This window comes from Klebsiella sp. K47, from assembly GCF_051858335.1.
In the GTDB taxonomy this organism is placed as follows: domain Bacteria; phylum Pseudomonadota; class Gammaproteobacteria; order Enterobacterales; family Enterobacteriaceae; genus Klebsiella; species Klebsiella pneumoniae.
Genome location: NZ_JBPYUI010000007.1, coordinates 146287 through 162618 on the forward strand (window position 1 = coordinate 146287; position 16332 = coordinate 162618).

The window sequence follows — 16332 nt, forward strand, 5'->3', positions numbered from 1 at the left end:
GATATGAGTACGACTGAGAGCATTGCATCCAGCCAGACAAGCCTTTCGTCCTGGCGTAAATCTGACACCACCTGGACCCTGGGCCTGTTTGGCACCGCTATCGGCGCCGGGGTGCTGTTTTTCCCGATCCGCGCCGGCTTCGGCGGGCTGATCCCGATCCTGGTGATGCTGGTGCTGGCCTATCCCATCGCCTTTTATTGCCATCGGGCGCTGGCCCGGCTATGCCTGTCGGGGGCTAACCCCTCCGGCAATATCACCGAAACGGTGGAAGAGCATTTTGGCAAAACCGGCGGGGTGGTGATCACCTTTCTGTACTTCTTCGCCATCTGCCCACTGCTGTGGATTTATGGCGTCACGATCACCAATACCTTTATGACTTTCTGGGAGAACCAGCTGCAGATGCCGGCTCTCAACCGCGGGGTGGTGGCGCTGCTCCTGCTGCTGCTGATGGCGTTTGTCATCTGGTTTGGTAAAGACCTGATGGTCAAGGTGATGAGCTATCTGGTGTGGCCGTTTATCGCCAGCCTGGTGGTGATCTCCCTGTCCCTGATCCCCTACTGGAATAGCGCGGTGATTGACCAGGTCAACCTCAGCGATATCGCCTTAACCGGTCACGACGGCATTCTGGTGACGGTATGGCTGGGCATCTCCATCATGGTGTTCTCCTTCAACTTCTCGCCGATCGTCTCCTCGTTTGTGGTCTCCAAACGCGAAGAGTATGAAGCGCAGTTTGGCCGCGAGTATACCGAACGCAAATGCTCACAGATCATCTCCCGGGCCAGCATGCTGATGGTGGCGGTGGTGATGTTCTTCGCCTTCAGCTGCCTGTTTACCCTCTCACCGCAGAACATGGCGGACGCCAAGGCGCAGAATATCCCGGTGCTCTCCTATCTGGCAAACCACTTTGCCTCGATGTCGGGCACCAAATCCACCTTTGCCACCCTGCTGGAGTATGGCGCGTCGATCATCGCCCTGGTGGCCATCTTCAAATCGTTTTTCGGCCACTATCTCGGCACGCTCGAAGGGCTGAACGGTCTGATCCTGCGCTTTGGCTATAAAGGGGATAAAACCCGGGTCTCCAGCGGCAAGCTCAATACCCTGAGCATGGTGTTCATCATGGGCTCGACCTGGGTGGTGGCGTATGCCAACCCCAATATCCTCGACCTGATTGAGGCCATGGGCGCGCCGATTATCGCCTCGCTGCTGTGCCTGCTGCCGATGTACGCCATTCGTAAAGCGCCTTCGCTGGCCAAATACCGTGGCCGTCTCGACAACCTCTTTGTGACCGCTATCGGTCTGCTGACCATCCTCAACATTGCTTACAAACTGTTCTAATCCGGCTCAGGCCACGCGGAGTACAACATGACTGAATTTCCGGTAGTACTGGTGATTAACTGCGGCTCGTCGTCGATCAAATTTTCCGTCCTGGACGCCGCCAGCTGCGACTGCCTGCTCAACGGCGTGGCCGAGGGCATCAACGCGGAACGGGCGTCTCTCTCGCTCAACGGCGGCGAGCCGGTGGCGCTGGCGCAGCGCGGCTACGAAGGCGCCCTGCAGGCGATTGCCGGAGCATTAGCCCAACGCGACCTCATCGACAGCGTGGCCCTGATTGGCCACCGCGTCGCCCACGGCGGCGACCTGTTCACCGAGTCGGTCATTATTAGCGAGGAGGTTATCAATAACATTCGCCAGGTATCGTCCCTGGCCCCGCTGCATAACTACGCCAGTCTCAGCGGCATCGCCTCGGCGCAGCGGCTGTTCCCGGAGGTGATGCAGGTGGCGGTCTTTGATACCAGCTTTCACCAGACCCTGGCCCCGGAAGCTTTTCTCTATGGTCTGCCGTGGGAGTATTACCAGAATCTCGGGGTACGCCGCTACGGTTTCCACGGCACCTCGCACCGCTATGTGTCCCAGCGCGCCCTGGCGCTGCTCGGGTTGCCGGAGCAGGAGAGCGGCCTGGTGATCGCCCACCTGGGCAATGGCGCCTCGATCTGCGCGGTGCGTAACGGCCGCAGCGTGGACACCTCGATGGGGATGACGCCGCTGGAGGGGCTGATGATGGGCACCCGCAGCGGTGATGTCGACTTCGGCGCCATGGCGTGGATTGCCGGGGAAACCCGGCAGACCCTCAGCGACCTGGAGCGGGTAGCCAACACCGCCTCCGGCCTGCTGGGGATCTCCGGTCTTTCCTCCGACCTGCGGGTGCTGGAGCAGGCGTGGCATGAGGGCCATGCCCGCGCCCGCCTGGCGATTAAAACCTTTGTCCATCGTATCGCCCGCCATATTGCCGGCCACGCCGCGGCGCTGCAGCGTCTCGACGGCATTATTTTCACCGGCGGGATTGGCGAGAACTCGGTGCTGATCCGTCGACTGGTGAGCGAGCGGCTGGCGGTCTTTGGCCTTGCGATGGACGCCGCCCGCAATCAGCAGCCCAATTCGGCCGGCGAGCGCCTGATCTCCGCCGACGGCAGCCGGGTGCGCTGCGCGGTTATTCCTACCAATGAAGAGCGCATGATTGCCCTCGATGCGATCCGCTTAGGCCGGATCCACACCGCGGCGGCGCTGGCCTGACTTTTTATTCTGTAGAGAGACGATGTTCATGAAAGTAGATATCGATACCCAGGATGTACGATACGCTGACGCCTGGCTGGGCTTTCGCGGTACGGCGTGGCAAACGCAGATCGACGTTCGCGACTTTATTCAGCATAACTACACCCCTTACGAGGGCGATGAGTCTTTCCTCGCCGACGCGACGCCAGCGACCACCGCCCTCTGGGAGCAGGTGATGGCCGGGATCCGCGTCGAGAACGCCACCCATGCGCCGGTGGATTTCGACACCAATGTCGCCACCTCCATCACCGCCCACGCGGCGGGCTATATCAACCAGCCGCTGGAAAAGATCGTCGGCCTGCAAACGGACCAGCCGCTGAAGCGCGCCCTGCATCCTTTTGGCGGCATCAAGATGATCAAAAGCGCCTTCGAGGCCTATGGTCGCGAAATGGATCCTGACTTTGAGTATCAGTTTACGGCGCTGCGTAAGACCCACAATCAGGGCGTTTTTGACGTCTATTCCCCGGATATGCTGCGCTGCCGCAAATCCGGGGTGCTGACCGGGCTACCGGACGGCTATGGCCGCGGACGGATCATCGGCGATTACCGCCGCGTGGCGCTGTACGGCATTCGCTACCTGGTCCGCGAACGTGAGCTGCAGTTTGCCGACCTGCAGCCGGCCCTTGAGCGCGGCGAGGCGCTGGAGGCCACCCTGCGCCTGCGCGAGGAGCTGGCCGAACAGCGGCGCGCGCTGCTGCAGATGCAGGAGATGGCGGCCCGCTACGGCTGCGATATCTCTCACCCGGCGCGCACTGCCCGGGAGGCGGTGCAGTGGCTCTACTTCGCCTACCTGGCGGCGGTGAAGTCGCAGAACGGCGGCGCCATGTCGCTGGGGCGCACGGCCACCTTCCTCGACATCTATATCGAACGCGATCTGCGCGCCGGTTTATTGAATGAGGAGCAGGCCCAGGAGCTCATTGATCACTTCATCATGAAGATCCGCATGGTGCGTTTCCTGCGCACCCCGGAATTTGATTCGCTGTTCTCCGGGGATCCCATCTGGGCGACGGAGGTGCTGGGCGGCATGGGGCTGGATGGTCGCACCCTGGTCAGCAAAACCACCTTCCGCTATCTGCATACTCTGCACACCATGGGCCCGGCGCCGGAGCCGAACCTGACCGTGCTCTGGTCGCAAGCGCTGCCGGCGGCGTTTAAAAAATATGCCGCCCGGGTCTCTATCGCCACCTCGTCGCTGCAGTATGAGAACGACGATCTGATGCGCAGCGATTTTCACAGCGACGACTACGCCATCGCCTGCTGCGTCAGCCCGATGGTGATCGGCAAGCAGATGCAGTTCTTCGGCGCCCGCGCTAATCTCGCCAAAACGCTGCTCTACGCGATTAACGGCGGGGTGGATGAGAAACTGAAGATCCAGGTGGGGCCGAAAACCGACCCTCTGCGTGATGAGGTGCTGGACTACGACACCGTGATGGCCAGCCTCGACCACTTTATGGACTGGCTGGCGGTGCAGTACATCAGCGCGCTGAACATCATCCATTGCATGCATGATAAGTACAGCCACGAGGCGGCGCTGATGGCCCTGCACGACCGCGACGTCTACCGCACGATGGCCTGCGGCATCGCCGGCCTGTCGGTGGCAGCGGATTCGTTGTCGGCGATAAAGTACGCCCGGGTGAAGCCGGTGCGCGATCACCACGGGCTGGCGGTGGACTTTGTCATTGAAGGCGACTATCCGCAGTACGGCAACAACGACGATCGGGTCGATGCCATTGCCTGCGACCTGGTGGAGCGCTTTATGCGCAAAATTCAGGCGCTCCCCACCTGGCGTCAGGCGGTGCCGACCCAGTCGATCCTGACCATCACCTCCAACGTGGTATACGGCCAGAAAACCGGCAACACCCCGGACGGACGTCGGGCGGGGACGCCGTTCGCTCCGGGGGCCAATCCGATGCATGGTCGCGACCGGAAAGGGGCGGTGGCGTCGCTGACCTCGGTGGCGAAACTGCCGTTTACCTACGCCAAAGATGGCATCTCGTATACCTTCTCCATCGTGCCGGCGGCGCTCGGCAAAGCCCCGTCAGCGCAGGAAAACAACCTGGTGGGCCTGCTGGACGGCTACTTCCACCACGAGGAGACGGTGGAGGGGGGACAGCATCTCAACGTCAATGTGCTGAACCGGGAAAAGCTGCTCGATGCGATAGAACACCCGGAGCAGTATCCGAATCTGACGATCCGCGTCTCCGGCTATGCGGTCCGCTTTAACGCGCTGACCCGCGAACAGCAGCAGGATGTGATCTCCCGAACGTTCACCAGCCAACTCTGAGCGGCCACCGGGCCACAGGAGAGCCTTTAATGGGCTCTCCTGTTATCATCTTCACATTACCGCAACAAAATAATCACCACTGTTGATCATATTCGCATTTTTGCACCACGCCGGCGCGCAGCGACCGCTAACTGCATCTATGTTTAGCTCACGGGCCGGTACGGATACCGCGTTGTCCGGCTCGCCACGTGATGGCAACCGATCTCCTGACCTGAAAGGGAATGCGCCCTTGCCGGATGCGGCACGGGTTGCCGTCGCGTGCGTACCGACCGGGGCGACTGTTCTCCGGTGTTCCACTCCTTCCTGGCGGGATTTTTGCTTCTTCCACCCTGGCCGTCCTGGCGCTGCGCCAACGTCGGCACCACACGGTAAGTGATATTTTCTGCGTCATTCCATGACGCCAGGCTTTACATCGCTGAGGAATATCCGAATGTCTTTGAAACTGAAAACAATGACGCTTCATGTTGTGATAGCAGGTTGTATGAGCATGGCCTTTTACGCCCAGGCAGACGTGAAGATCGGCGTCGCCGGGCCCTTTACCGGCCCCAACGCCACCTACGGCGCCCAGTACTGGAAGGGGGCCTCGCAGGCGGTGGCCGATATCAATGCCGCCGGCGGCATCAAAGGCGAAAAGATTGTGCTGGTGCAGGGGGATGACGCGTGCGAACCGAAGCAGGCGGTGGCGGTGGCCAACCGGCTGGTGGATGAAGCGAAAGTCTCCGCCGTGGTGGGGCACTTTTGCTCTTCCTCAACGATGCCGGCCTCCGAGGTATATGACGAAGCCGGGATCCTGACCATTACCCCCGGCTCGACCAACCCGCAGATCACCGAGCGCGGCATGAAAGATCTCTTCCGCATGTGTGGTCGTGACGATCAGCAGGGGGCGATCGCCGCCAACTATATGCTGGACGTGCTGAAGGCGAAGAAAATCGCCGTCATCCACGATAAAGACACCTATGGTCAGGGGCTGGCCGATGCCACCCGCGCGGCGCTGGCGAAGCGGGGTACCAAAGAAGTGTTGTACGAAGGCCTTTCCCGCGGTGAAAAAGACTTTAACGCCCTGGTGACCAAGATCGGCGCCCTCAAGCCGGACGTGGTCTACTTTGGCGGCTGCCATCCTGAAGCGGGCCCGCTGGTGCGCCAGATGCGCGAGCAGGGGGTGCAGGCCAAATTCTTCTCCGGCGACTGTATCGTCACCGAGGAGCTGGTCACCGCCGCCGGCGGGCCGCAGTTCACCAACGGCGTGCTGATGACCTTTGGTCAGGATCCGCGCACCCTCCCCGACGGCAAAGCGGTGATCGAGAAGTTCCGCGCCAGCGGCTTTGAGCCGGAAGGTTATACCCTCTACGCCTACGCCTCCATTCAGGCTATCGCCGCGGCCTGGAACGCCGTCGGTACCGATAACGCCAAAGCCAGCGACTGGCTGAAGAGCCACGACGTCGAGACGGTGATGGGCAAGAAAGCCTGGGATGGCAAAGGCGACCTCAAGGTGTCCGACTACGTGGTCTATCAGTGGGACGACAAGGGCAAATATCACCAGCTCTGATCGGCCACGACCTGAGGACGCTCTGTCCTTTTGACTTGCGAATTGTCACATGACGGCGGTTGACCGGGAACGGAACCCGGCGGCCGTCTGCCTGGCGGCTGGAGGGGCTATGACGGCGTTTTTTCTGCAACAACTGATCAATGGGCTGACGCTGGGCGCAGTGTACGGCTTAATCGCCATCGGCTACACCATGGTGTATGGGATCATCGGCATGATCAACTTCGCCCACGGCGAGGTGTATATGGTCTCCGCCTACCTGTGCGCCATCGGCCTGGCGCTGCTCTCTTTCTTCGGGATCCACTCCTTTCCGCTGCTGATTTTCGCCACCCTGGTGTTCACCATCGTGGTCACCGGCGTATACGGCTGGGCGATCGAGCGCATCGCCTACCGGCCGCTGCGCAACTCGACGCGGCTGGCGCCGCTGATCTCGGCTATCGGGATGTCGCTGATCCTGCAGAACTATGTCCAGCTGAGCCAGGGGCCGAACCAGCAGGGGATCCCGACGCTGCTTAGCGGCGCGTTGCGCATGACGGTGGGCGATGGGGTGGTGCAGATCACCTGGACCAAGGTGTTTATTCTCGTCGCGGCGCTGGTGGGGATGCTTATCCTGACCTGGATTATTCAGTATACCCGGCTGGGGCGCATCTGCCGCGCCACCCAGCAGGACCGGCGCATGGCGGCGATCCTTGGCATCAATACCGACCGGGTGATCTCCCTGGTGTTTGTCATCGGCGCGGCGATGGCCGGTCTGGCCGGCGTGCTGGTGACCATGAACTACGGCACCTTCGACTTCTATATCGGATTTATTATCGGCATCAAAGCCTTCACCGCCGCGGTGCTGGGCGGGATCGGCTCGCTGCCTGGCGCGATGCTGGGTGGTCTGCTGCTTGGGGTGGCCGAAGCCCAGTTCGCCGGGCTGGTGAATTCGGATTACAAAGATGTCTTTTCCTTTGCGCTGCTGGTGGCGATCCTGATTTTTCGCCCGCAGGGGCTGCTGGGACGTCCGCTGGTGGCCAAGGTCTAAGGAGGCTTTATGGGTGAAATTACGCGCCAGCCTGCGCGGGCTATCCAAAACGCGCTGATCGACAGCGTACTGGCCGGCCTTTGCGCGTTAATTGTCTTTGGCCCGATCGTCGGCGTGGTGCTCAAAGGGTATGGTTTTACCCTCGCGCCTGCGCGGGTGGCGATTCTGGTGGCGGTGGTGATGGCCGGCAGGCTGGCGCTCAGTCTGCTGCTGCAGAGCCACAGGGGAAAAGCCTTTATTGCCCACTTTGAGGGGGCGGATGACGGGGTGTACGTCCGGCCGCCGGGCTACCGCTCGCGGCTGCGCTGGATAATACCGCTGCTGGTGGGGCTGGCCATTGTCTTTCCGTTTCTCGCCACAAAATATCTGCTGACCGTGGCCATTCTTGGGCTGATCTACGTTCTGCTTGGCCTGGGGTTGAATATTGTGGTGGGCCTCGCGGGCCTGCTCGATCTGGGCTATGTGGCGTTTTACGCCATCGGCGCCTACGGCCTGGCGCTGGGCTACCAGTACCTGGGACTTGGCTTCTGGGCGATGCTGCCGCTGGGGGCGGTGATGGCGGCTCTCGCCGGGGCGTTGCTGGGCTTTCCGGTGCTGCGTATGCATGGCGACTATCTGGCCATCGTCACCCTCGGCTTTGGCGAAATTATCCGCCTGGTGCTCAACAACTGGGTGAGCTTCACCGGCGGCCCTAACGGCGTACCGGTGCCATCCCCCACGCTGTTTGGCCTCGAGTTTACCCGCCGGGCGAAAGATGGCGGCATCCCCATCCATGAGTTTTTCCACGTCAGCTACAACCCCAACCTGAAATTCATCTTTCTCTACGCCGTGCTGTGTCTGGTGGTGATGCTGGTGCTGCTGGTGAAGCATCGCCTGACGCGGATGCCCATCGGCCGCGCCTGGGAGGCGCTGCGCGAGGATGAGATCGCCTGTCGGGCGATGGGGCTCAACCACGTGCTGGTGAAGCTCTCGGCGTTTATGCTCGGCGCGTCGACGGCCGGCATCGCCGGGGTGTTCTTCGCCAGCTATCAGGGGTTTGTTAACCCGACGTCGTTCACCTTTTTTGAGTCGGCGCTGATCCTGGCGATTGTGGTGCTCGGGGGAATGGGCTCCACCCTGGGAGTGGTACTGGCGGCGTTTGTTCTGACGGTCACCCCGGAGCTGCTGCGCGGTTTTGACGAATATCGGGTGCTGCTGTTCGGCGTGCTGATGGTGATGATGATGATCTGGCGGCCGCGCGGCCTGGTGCGCACCAGCCGCAGCGGGGTTGCATTGCGAAAAGGAGTCGCGCCATGACCGACAGCATCTTACGCGTTGAGCATCTGATGATGCATTTCGGCGGCATCAAAGCGCTGAATGATGTCAATCTGGAGGTGGAGCGGGGGTCGATCACCGCCCTGATCGGCCCCAACGGCGCGGGCAAGACCACGGTGTTTAACTGCCTGACCGGTTTTTATCGGGCGACGGGGGGCAGTATCGTGCTGCGGGCGCGGGAAAAGGTCACCGATGTTATTCAGGTGCTGGGGCAGAAGCTTCACCCGGACGATTTTCTCCACCCGGCGCAGCTGGGGAGGCGGATCTATTACAAGATGTTCGGTGGCACCCATCTGGTGAACCGCGCTGGCCTGGCGCGCACCTTCCAGAATATACGTTTATTCCGCGAGATGTCGGTGATCGAGAACCTGCTGGTGGCCCAGCATACCCAGGTCAACCGCCATCTGCTGGCCGGGATCCTCAATACCCGTGGGTATCGGCAGGCGGAGAGTCAGGCGCTGGATCGCGCTTTTTACTGGCTGGAGGTGGTGGAGATGGTGGACTGCGCCAACCGTCTGGCGGGGACCCTCTCCTACGGACAGCAGCGGCGGCTGGAGATCGCCCGCGCCATGTGCACCCGTCCGGAGATGATCTGTCTGGACGAGCCGGCCGCCGGCCTCAACCCGGTGGAAACCCAGGCGCTGAGCCGGATTATTCGCTTTCTGCGCCAGCAGCACGGCATTACGGTGCTACTGATCGAGCATGATATGGGGATGGTGATGGAGATTTCGGATCATATCATCGTCCTCGATCACGGGGACGTCATCGCCCGCGGCGCGCCGCAGGCGATCCAGGCCAACGCCAGTGTGATTGCCGCCTATCTTGGCGCTGAGGAAGAGGAGACGCGCCGATGAGCCAGCCTTTGCTTGCCTTTAATGAGGTGGATGTCTTCTACGGGCCGATCCAGGCCCTGAAGCAGGTCTCCCTCACCGTCAACGAGGGGGAGACGGTGGCGCTGATCGGCGCCAACGGCGCCGGTAAATCAACGCTGCTGATGTCGGTCTTCGGCCAGCCGCGCATTGCCGGCGGGGAGATTTTCTATCGCGGGGAGGCGATCAGCCGGAAGTCGACCCACTTTATCGCCAGCAACGGCATCGCCCAGGCCCCGGAAGGGCGGCGCATCTTTCCCGATATGACCGTCGAGGAAAATCTGCTAATGGGGACCATTGCCATTGGCAACCGCTATCAGGCCGAGGACAAGGCGCGAATGTACCAGCTGTTCCCCCGGCTGGAAGAGCGGCGGGGACAGCGGGCGATGACCCTCTCCGGCGGCGAGCAGCAGATGCTGGCCATCGCCCGGGCGCTGATGAGCCGACCGCGCCTGCTGCTGCTGGATGAGCCGAGCCTGGGGCTGGCGCCGCTGGTGGTGAAGCAGATTTTTCAGATCCTGCGCGAGCTGACGGCTCAGGGGATGACGCTGTTTCTGGTGGAGCAGAATGCCCGCCATGCCCTCAACCTGTCGGACCGCGCCTACGTGATGGTGAACGGCCAGATCCGCCTGAGCGGTAGCGGCCAGACGCTGCTCAACGACCCGGAGGTGCGTAAGGCATATCTGGGGATCAGCGGCTGAGGGGGTTATTCCCGCGGTTCGTTACGGGTTTTAATGTGCTGCCAGAAACGTTCGGCGGCCTGGTTAAGCCGCGAGCCGGAGCGGTAGAGCCAGGCGCCGATCGGCAGCGACAGGCTCTCATCGAGGATCGTCAGCCGGCCTTCGTCCAGCTCGCGCTGAATAGAGTATTGCGGCAGCCAGCCCACGCCGTCGCCATTGAGGATCATGCGCTTGAGCAGCTCGCTCATGGAAGAGACAAAGGTGAGAGAGAAGGTGATCTCCGGCGTGCGGTCGATCACCTGGTTCACCTGGCGCCCCATATAGCTGTCGTTGGCGTATTTCATCAGCGGCAGCACGCCGCGATGTAAATGAAACAGCGGGCGGCCATGTTCGTCGCAGGGGGAGACCAGGTGCAGGTAAGAATCAAAAATTTTATGATTAATAAACGGATAGTTCATTAATTCTTCATTATAGAAGGAGAGGATAAAATCGCTTTTTCCCTCTTTCAGGTTAAATACGGCGTCGTTGACGTTAATCGATTCAACATGAAAAGTCTTATTTTTACGGTCGGTGTAACCGGCGATGATCTCCGGCAGTAATAACACCGACAGCGAAGGGGCGGCGTCGATTCTTATTTTCTGGGTAGTGTTATTTAAGCCTTTAATACGGCTGATCTGAAAATCCATGTCATCGAGCATATTTCGCGCATAGCCGACAAAAATTTTCCCGCGGTTGGTCAGCTGCAGAGGGTTGGCGCTACGATCGAAGATGCTGAATCCGAGGGAAGCCTCCAGCGACTGGATGCGTCGACTGAACGAAGACTGAGAGATGTTGCGGGCTTTGGCCGCCAGGGTAAAGCTGCGCGACTCCTCAAGGGCAATCACATCATACAGCCATTTTACTTCCAGATTTGCCAACACCGATCCAGTCCTCAAAAACGCAATAAAGGCTATGCAATTTTAGCATAGCGCATAGAAACTATGCAATTAACATAATTATCGACAGGTGTTAACATTTTTTGGAAAGTTGAGATTTATGAATGCATATCGGCGACCCTACATGAGCACGATATGAAATCGCGACTCACGGTTATTTATTGCTTTATTTCATTGTCCAGGACTTATCTTATTAAATAGCCGGCGACGATGACGAAAGCAATGAATAACCCAGGCCTCTTACCTTAAATAGTTTGTCAGGAGTTCCATGTCACAACAAATTGAATCAGTAAAAATGGCTCTGCAGGAGCTGGGGATTAATGCAAGCGGCGAATTCTTTTACAACCCTGATTACGATTTGCTTATTGCACATGAAACCTCTCCTGAGCTGACCGGCGCGGCCCGCGGCGTGATGACCGACTCTGGCGCTGTGGCTGTTGATACCGGGATCTTCACCGGCCGTTCGCCGCGCGATAAATACATCGTCCGCGACGAACAGACTCGCGACACCGTCTGGTGGGCAGACTCCGGCCTCGGCCGTAATGACAATAAGCCGTTATCGCCAGACGTGTGGCGCAGCCTGAAAAGCCTGGTCGCGGGCCAGCTGAGCGGCAAAAAACTGTACGTCATCGACGCCTGGTGCGGCGCCAGCCCGGACACCCGTCTTGGCGTACGCTTCGTCACCGAGGTGGCGTGGCAGGCCCACTTTGTCAAAAACATGTTTATCGTGCCAAGCGCCGACGAGCTGGCCAGCTTTACGCCAGACTTCGTGGTGCTCAACGGCGCGGGCTGCACCAATGCCAACTGGCAGGCGCAGGGGATGAACTCCGAGAACTTTGTCGCCTTTAATCTCAGCGAGCGTATTCAGCTCATCGGCGGTACCTGGTACGGCGGCGAAATGAAGAAAGGGCTGTTCTCGGTCATGAACTACCTGCTGCCGCAGAAAGGCATCGCGTCGATGCACTGCTCGGCCAACCGTGGCGAAGCAGGGGACGTGGCGCTGTTCTTCGGCCTCTCCGGGACCGGGAAAACCACCCTGTCGACCGATCCGCATCGTCAGCTGATTGGCGATGACGAGCACGGTTGGGACGATGACGGCGTGTTTAACTTCGAAGGCGGCTGCTACGCTAAGACCATCAATCTCGATCCGCAGGCGGAGCCGGAGATTTATGGCGCCATCCGCCGCAATGCGCTGCTGGAAAACGTGGTGGTGCGCGCTGACGGCAGCGTGGATTATGCCGACGGCAGCAAAACCGAAAACACCCGCGTCTCCTATCCGCTGTCGCATATCGACAATATCGTCAAGCCGGTGTCCCGCGCGGGCCATCCGTCGAAGGTGATTTTCCTTGCCGCCGATGCGTTTGGCGTTCTGCCGCCGGTCTCCCGTCTGACCACCGAGCAGATGCAGTACCATTTCCTGTCGGGTTTCACCTCGAAGCTGGCGGGCACCGAGCGCGGCATTACCCAGCCGACGCCGACCTTCTCCGCCTGCTATGGCGCGGCGTTCCTGCTGCTTCACCCGACCCAGTACGCCAGCGTCCTGGCGGCGAAGATGGCGGAATCCGGTGCCGAAGCCTGGCTGGTCAACACCGGCTGGAACGGCGAGGGCAAACGCCTGTCGCTGCGCGATACCCGCAGCATCATTAGCGCGATCCTCAACGGCACTACCGGCCCGCTGCGCGAGGAGACCATCCCGGTGTTCGGTCTTGCGATCCCGCAGAGCATTCCAGGGGTAGACAGCGCGGTGCTGGATCCGCGTAATGGCTGGAGTTCAGCGGATAAATGGCAGGAGAAGGCCGAGAGCCTGGCTCAGCTGTTTATGGATAACTTCAAGCAGTACAGCGATACCGAAGCGGGCGCGCGTCTGGCGCTGGCCGGTCCGCAGCTGCAGAAGAGCGCGGTCGAAGCCTGATCCGCGGCCAGCAGGTCGACGCCTGGCGCCGACCTGCTGGCGAGCCGCTTTACTCCGCAAAGGCCCGCAGCGCATCGCCAGTGAGGCGATAACGCACCCACTCATCCTGCGGCTGCGCGCCAATGCTCAGATAGAAATCAATCGCCGGCTGGTTCCAGTCGAGCACGCTCCACTCCAGACGCCCGCACTGACGTTGTACAGCATATTGCGCGATGGTTTTCAGCAGCGCTTTTCCGGCGCCGATCCCGCGATAGTCGGGGGTGACGTACAGATCCTCCATATAGATACCATTGCGTCCAAGCCAGGTGGAGTAGCTGGTGAAGAACACCGCGTAGCCCACCGCTTTGCCCGCCACCTCGCAGATCAGCGCTTCGGTTTTGCTGCCGCTGGCAAACAGCGTCTCTCTGATCTCCTCTGGCGTCGTCACTACCTCTTGGGGGGCTTTCTCGTAGACCGCGAGTTCATAAATCATGTCGTAGATAGCGGTGGCGTCGTCCGGGGTGGCCTGGCGGATTGTGATGCTCATGGGTTGTCCTGTATCCATAGTCAAAAGAGAGCAAAATTGCTGACCCTGAGGATAAGCGGTATTGTGAAAAGAATTAAGTGCAATGAAATCAGCAAACGATGAATATTATGCATCCTGTCCTGCGCCGGATTGACCTCAACCTGTTGCCGGTCTTTGACGCGGTCTATCGCTCCCGCTCGGTACGCCTGGCGGCGGAAGAGCTGGCGATGAGCACCTCGGCGCTGAGCCATGCGCTTTCCCGGCTGCGCAGCGCCCTCAACGATCCGCTGTTCTACCGCGAAGGCCACCGGATGTGCCCCAGCGTCTATGCCAGCCAGCTGGCGCCCTCTATCGCTTCGGCGCTGAAGTTTCTCAACCAGGAGCTGACGCCGCCGGCGGCGTTTGTGCCGGCCGCCAGCACCGACTGCATGCAGATTGCGATCACCGATTTCACCGCGTTCTGCGTCTTTCCGACGCTGATGCATCACCTGCAGCGTGAGGCGCCCGGGCTGCGGTTTGAGCTCCGTTATCTGCCCCACAGCCCGGCGCTGACCGAGCTGCTGGCGGGCGAGGTCGACCTGGCCCTCGGGTTCAATACCCCTGACGAGCCAGCCCATCCCGATCTTGAGGAGATTAACTGGCTGCGGGACGAATATGTGGTCATCAGCCAGGCCAACCGGACGGCGCTGACCCTGGACGCCTACCTTGCGGCCCGTCATCTGGTGGTGACCCCGTGGAATGAGCGGCAGGGGGTGCTGGACTGTGAGCTGGAGCGACAGGGCTATTCGCGGCAGGTGGCGATGAAAACCCCCTCGATGCTGAGCGCGCCCTTTATTATTGAGCAGAGCGACCTGTTGATGGCGCTGCCCCGGCGGGCGGCGGAGACGATGGCCCGCGCCGCCCGGCTGACCATTTTCCCGCTGCCGTTTCCGGTTCCGCCGTTTGACGTCAAGATTTACGCCCACCAACGCAGCGGGAAACGCGAGGCTACCCGCTGGCTTATCTCCCTGTTGCAGACGCTGGTGGGGGAGTCCACCGCTTCCTGACGCGCTTTCCAGCCGGCAGGGTATTTCGTTACCCCAGGCCAGGTTTTATGCCTTCAACCCACGGCGACATATCCTGGCCCCGGTCACAAAACGGAAAACTGACTTTTTCGCCGTCACCCGCGGCGTGGTTAGGACGGTGTGTGTTAAATGATTGTATGTAAAAGTAATGTTAATTAGTTAAATGTTATTCATGCGTAAAATGCATTAGTGGATGCGTTTATTACGCTTATTTCGTTCCCGGTTCTGTTTCAGTCTTCAGCGACAGGCGCGCGACAACGCGTGGATAACAAACTGGAGACCTGCATGCATTCAACAACCTCACAGATGAGTACCCGTGACCGGATCGGCGCCATTCTGCGCGTCACGTCCGGTAACTTTCTCGAACAGTTCGACTTTTTTCTGTTCGGGTTTTATGCCACCTACATCGCCCATACCTTTTTTCCGGCGAGCAGTGAATTCGCCTCGCTGATGATGACCTTCGCGGTCTTCGGCGCCGGCTTTTTGATGCGCCCCATCGGCGCTATCGTACTTGGCGCCTATATCGACAAGGTGGGGCGGCGCAAGGGGCTGATCGTCACCCTGTCGATCATGGCCACCGGCACCTTCCTGATCGTGCTGATCCCCTCTTATCAGACCATTGGCCTGTGGGCGCCGCTGCTGGTGCTGATCGGCCGTCTGCTGCAGGGCTTTTCCGCAGGCGCCGAGCTGGGCGGGGTGTCGGTCTATCTGGCCGAGATCGCCACCTCGGGCCGCAAAGGCTTTTACACCAGCTGGCAGTCGGGCAGTCAGCAGGTTGCCATCATGGTGGCAGCCGCGATGGGCTTTGCCCTCAACGCGGTACTGGAGCCGAGCGCTATCAGCGACTGGGGCTGGCGTATTCCGTTCCTTTTCGGCTGCCTGATTGTTCCGTTCATTTTTATCCTGCGCCGTAAGCTGGAGGAGACCCAGGAGTTTACTGCCCGCCGCCATCATCTGGCGATGCGCCAGGTATTCGCCACCCTGCTGGCGAACTGGCAGGTGGTTATCGCCGGGATGATGATGGTGGCGATGACCACCACCGCGTTCTACCTGATCACCGTCTATGCCCCGACCTTTGGTAAAAAGGTGCTGATGCTCAGCGCCTCTGACAGCCTGCTGGTCACGCTGCTGGTGGCGATTTCCAACTTCTTCTGGCTGCCGGTGGGCGGGGCGCTGTCCGACCGCTTTGGCCGCCGATCGGTGCTGATCGCCATGACCCTGCTGGCGCTGGCTACCGCCTGGCCTGCGCTGACCATGCTGGCGAACGCCCCGAGCTTTTTGATGATGCTGAGCGTGCTGCTGTGGCTGTCGTTTATCTACGGCATGTACAACGGGGCGATGATCCCGGCGCTGACCGAAATTATGCCCGCCGAAGTGCGCGTGGCAGGTTTCTCGCTGGCCTACAGCCTGGCGACCGCGGTGTTTGGCGGCTTCACGCCGGTGATTTCCACGGCGCTGATTGAGTATACCGGTGATAAAGCGTCTCCCGGCTACTGGATGAGCTTTGCCGCCATCTGCGGTCTGCTGGCCACTTGCTACCTCTATCGCCGTAGCGCCGTTGCGCTGCAGACGGCACGTTAATCAGGGAG

Annotated in this window: 14 protein-coding genes; 11 read left to right on the forward strand and 3 right to left on the reverse strand. The window is 60.4% G+C overall.

Annotation, left to right across the window (positions count from 1 at the left end):
- The first annotated feature begins 3 nt into the window (after positions 1-3).
- The 3 genes from tdcC to pflB are packed head-to-tail and all read left to right on the forward strand — an operon-like array spanning position 4 to position 4894.
- Positions 4-1335: a threonine/serine transporter TdcC gene (gene tdcC, locus RRF55_RS09155; RefSeq protein ID WP_004145486.1), complete on the forward strand. Its 1332-nt coding sequence runs from the start codon at positions 4-6 to the stop codon at positions 1333-1335.
- 27 nt (positions 1336-1362) lie between these two features.
- A complete protein-coding gene (tdcD, locus tag RRF55_RS09160) occupies positions 1363-2571 on the forward strand; it encodes a propionate kinase (RefSeq protein ID WP_002910759.1) in 1209 nt (402 codons plus the stop codon).
- Between the two features lie 28 nt (positions 2572-2599).
- Positions 2600-4894, forward strand: coding sequence for a formate C-acetyltransferase (gene pflB, locus RRF55_RS09165; RefSeq protein ID WP_064153304.1), 2295 nt, complete (start codon positions 2600-2602; stop codon positions 4892-4894).
- 51 nt (positions 4895-4945) lie between these two features.
- Here pflB and RRF55_RS09170 read toward each other — a convergent pair whose 3' ends face one another.
- Positions 4946-5092 carry a hypothetical protein gene (locus tag RRF55_RS09170; protein ID WP_004225356.1) on the reverse strand — a complete coding sequence of 49 codons (147 nt, stop codon included), beginning with the start codon at positions 5090-5092 and terminating at the stop codon, positions 4946-4948.
- 289 nt (positions 5093-5381) lie between these two features.
- On the opposite strand from RRF55_RS09170, the gene RRF55_RS09175 reads away from it, so the two are divergent.
- The 5 genes from RRF55_RS09175 to RRF55_RS09195 all read left to right on the forward strand — a co-directional run bounded on the left by RRF55_RS09175 (position 5382) and on the right by RRF55_RS09195 (position 10348).
- Complete coding sequence (locus RRF55_RS09175) at positions 5382-6440, forward strand: branched-chain amino acid ABC transporter substrate-binding protein (protein WP_004189329.1); 1059 nt, start codon at positions 5382-5384, stop codon at positions 6438-6440.
- Between the two features lie 109 nt (positions 6441-6549).
- Positions 6550-7464 carry an ABC transporter permease subunit gene (locus RRF55_RS09180; RefSeq protein WP_004175489.1) on the forward strand — a complete coding sequence of 305 codons (915 nt, stop codon included), beginning with the start codon at positions 6550-6552 and terminating at the stop codon, positions 7462-7464.
- A 9-nt stretch (positions 7465-7473) separates the two neighbouring features.
- The gene (gene livM, locus RRF55_RS09185) at positions 7474-8760 is read left to right on the forward strand and encodes a high-affinity branched-chain amino acid ABC transporter permease LivM (RefSeq protein ID WP_021440350.1); all 1287 of its coding nucleotides are present in this window, start codon (positions 7474-7476) and stop codon (positions 8758-8760) included.
- Positions 8757-9632, forward strand: coding sequence for an ABC transporter ATP-binding protein (locus RRF55_RS09190; protein ID WP_004148803.1), 876 nt, complete (start codon positions 8757-8759; stop codon positions 9630-9632). The genes livM and RRF55_RS09190 overlap by 4 nt, the downstream gene beginning before the upstream one ends.
- Positions 9629-10348: an ABC transporter ATP-binding protein gene (locus RRF55_RS09195; RefSeq protein WP_004175491.1), complete on the forward strand. Its 720-nt coding sequence runs from the start codon at positions 9629-9631 to the stop codon at positions 10346-10348. The genes RRF55_RS09190 and RRF55_RS09195 overlap by 4 nt, the downstream gene beginning before the upstream one ends.
- Before the next feature lie 5 nt (positions 10349-10353).
- Here the strand turns inward: RRF55_RS09195 and RRF55_RS09200 are convergent, their stop codons facing one another.
- Positions 10354-11247: a LysR substrate-binding domain-containing protein gene (locus RRF55_RS09200; RefSeq protein WP_002910720.1), complete on the reverse strand. Its 894-nt coding sequence runs from the start codon at positions 11245-11247 to the stop codon at positions 10354-10356.
- A 283-nt stretch (positions 11248-11530) separates the two neighbouring features.
- Here RRF55_RS09200 and pckA point away from each other — a divergent pair, with 283 nt between their 5' ends.
- On the forward strand, positions 11531-13174 hold the full coding sequence (pckA, locus tag RRF55_RS09205; RefSeq protein WP_004148802.1) for a phosphoenolpyruvate carboxykinase (ATP): 1644 nt from the start codon (positions 11531-11533) through the stop codon (positions 13172-13174).
- 49 nt (positions 13175-13223) lie between these two features.
- Here pckA and RRF55_RS09210 read toward each other — a convergent pair whose 3' ends face one another.
- Positions 13224-13700: a GNAT family N-acetyltransferase gene (locus RRF55_RS09210; RefSeq protein WP_004189338.1), complete on the reverse strand. Its 477-nt coding sequence runs from the start codon at positions 13698-13700 to the stop codon at positions 13224-13226.
- A 98-nt stretch (positions 13701-13798) separates the two neighbouring features.
- Between RRF55_RS09210 and RRF55_RS09215 the strand changes: the two genes are divergently transcribed.
- Entirely contained in the window at positions 13799-14725 is a 927-nt protein-coding gene (locus RRF55_RS09215) for a LysR family transcriptional regulator (RefSeq protein ID WP_002910715.1), read from the forward strand.
- A 303-nt stretch (positions 14726-15028) separates the two neighbouring features.
- Entirely contained in the window at positions 15029-16324 is a 1296-nt protein-coding gene (locus RRF55_RS09220; protein WP_004152313.1) for an MFS transporter, read from the forward strand.
- Positions 16325-16332 lie beyond the last annotated feature (8 nt).

Coding starts and splice junctions, on each gene's coding strand:
- RRF55_RS09215 (WP_002910715.1), top strand. CDS start 13,799: ATGAATATTATGCATCCTGTCCTGCGCCGGATTGACCTCAACCTGTTG.
- pckA (WP_004148802.1), top strand. CDS start 11,531: ATGTCACAACAAATTGAATCAGTAAAAATGGCTCTGCAGGAGCTGGGG.
- RRF55_RS09175 (WP_004189329.1), top strand. CDS start 5,382: ATGGCCTTTTACGCCCAGGCAGACGTGAAGATCGGCGTCGCCGGGCCC.
- tdcC (WP_004145486.1), top strand. CDS start 4: ATGAGTACGACTGAGAGCATTGCATCCAGCCAGACAAGCCTTTCGTCC.
- pflB (WP_064153304.1), top strand. CDS start 2,600: ATGAAAGTAGATATCGATACCCAGGATGTACGATACGCTGACGCCTGG.
- RRF55_RS09220 (WP_004152313.1), top strand. CDS start 15,029: ATGCATTCAACAACCTCACAGATGAGTACCCGTGACCGGATCGGCGCC.
- RRF55_RS09180 (WP_004175489.1), top strand. CDS start 6,550: ATGACGGCGTTTTTTCTGCAACAACTGATCAATGGGCTGACGCTGGGC.
- livM (WP_021440350.1), top strand. CDS start 7,474: ATGGGTGAAATTACGCGCCAGCCTGCGCGGGCTATCCAAAACGCGCTG.
- RRF55_RS09210 (WP_004189338.1), bottom strand. CDS start 13,700: ATGAGCATCACAATCCGCCAGGCCACCCCGGACGACGCCACCGCTATC.
- tdcD (WP_002910759.1), top strand. CDS start 1,363: ATGACTGAATTTCCGGTAGTACTGGTGATTAACTGCGGCTCGTCGTCG.
- RRF55_RS09195 (WP_004175491.1), top strand. CDS start 9,629: ATGAGCCAGCCTTTGCTTGCCTTTAATGAGGTGGATGTCTTCTACGGG.
- RRF55_RS09190 (WP_004148803.1), top strand. CDS start 8,757: ATGACCGACAGCATCTTACGCGTTGAGCATCTGATGATGCATTTCGGC.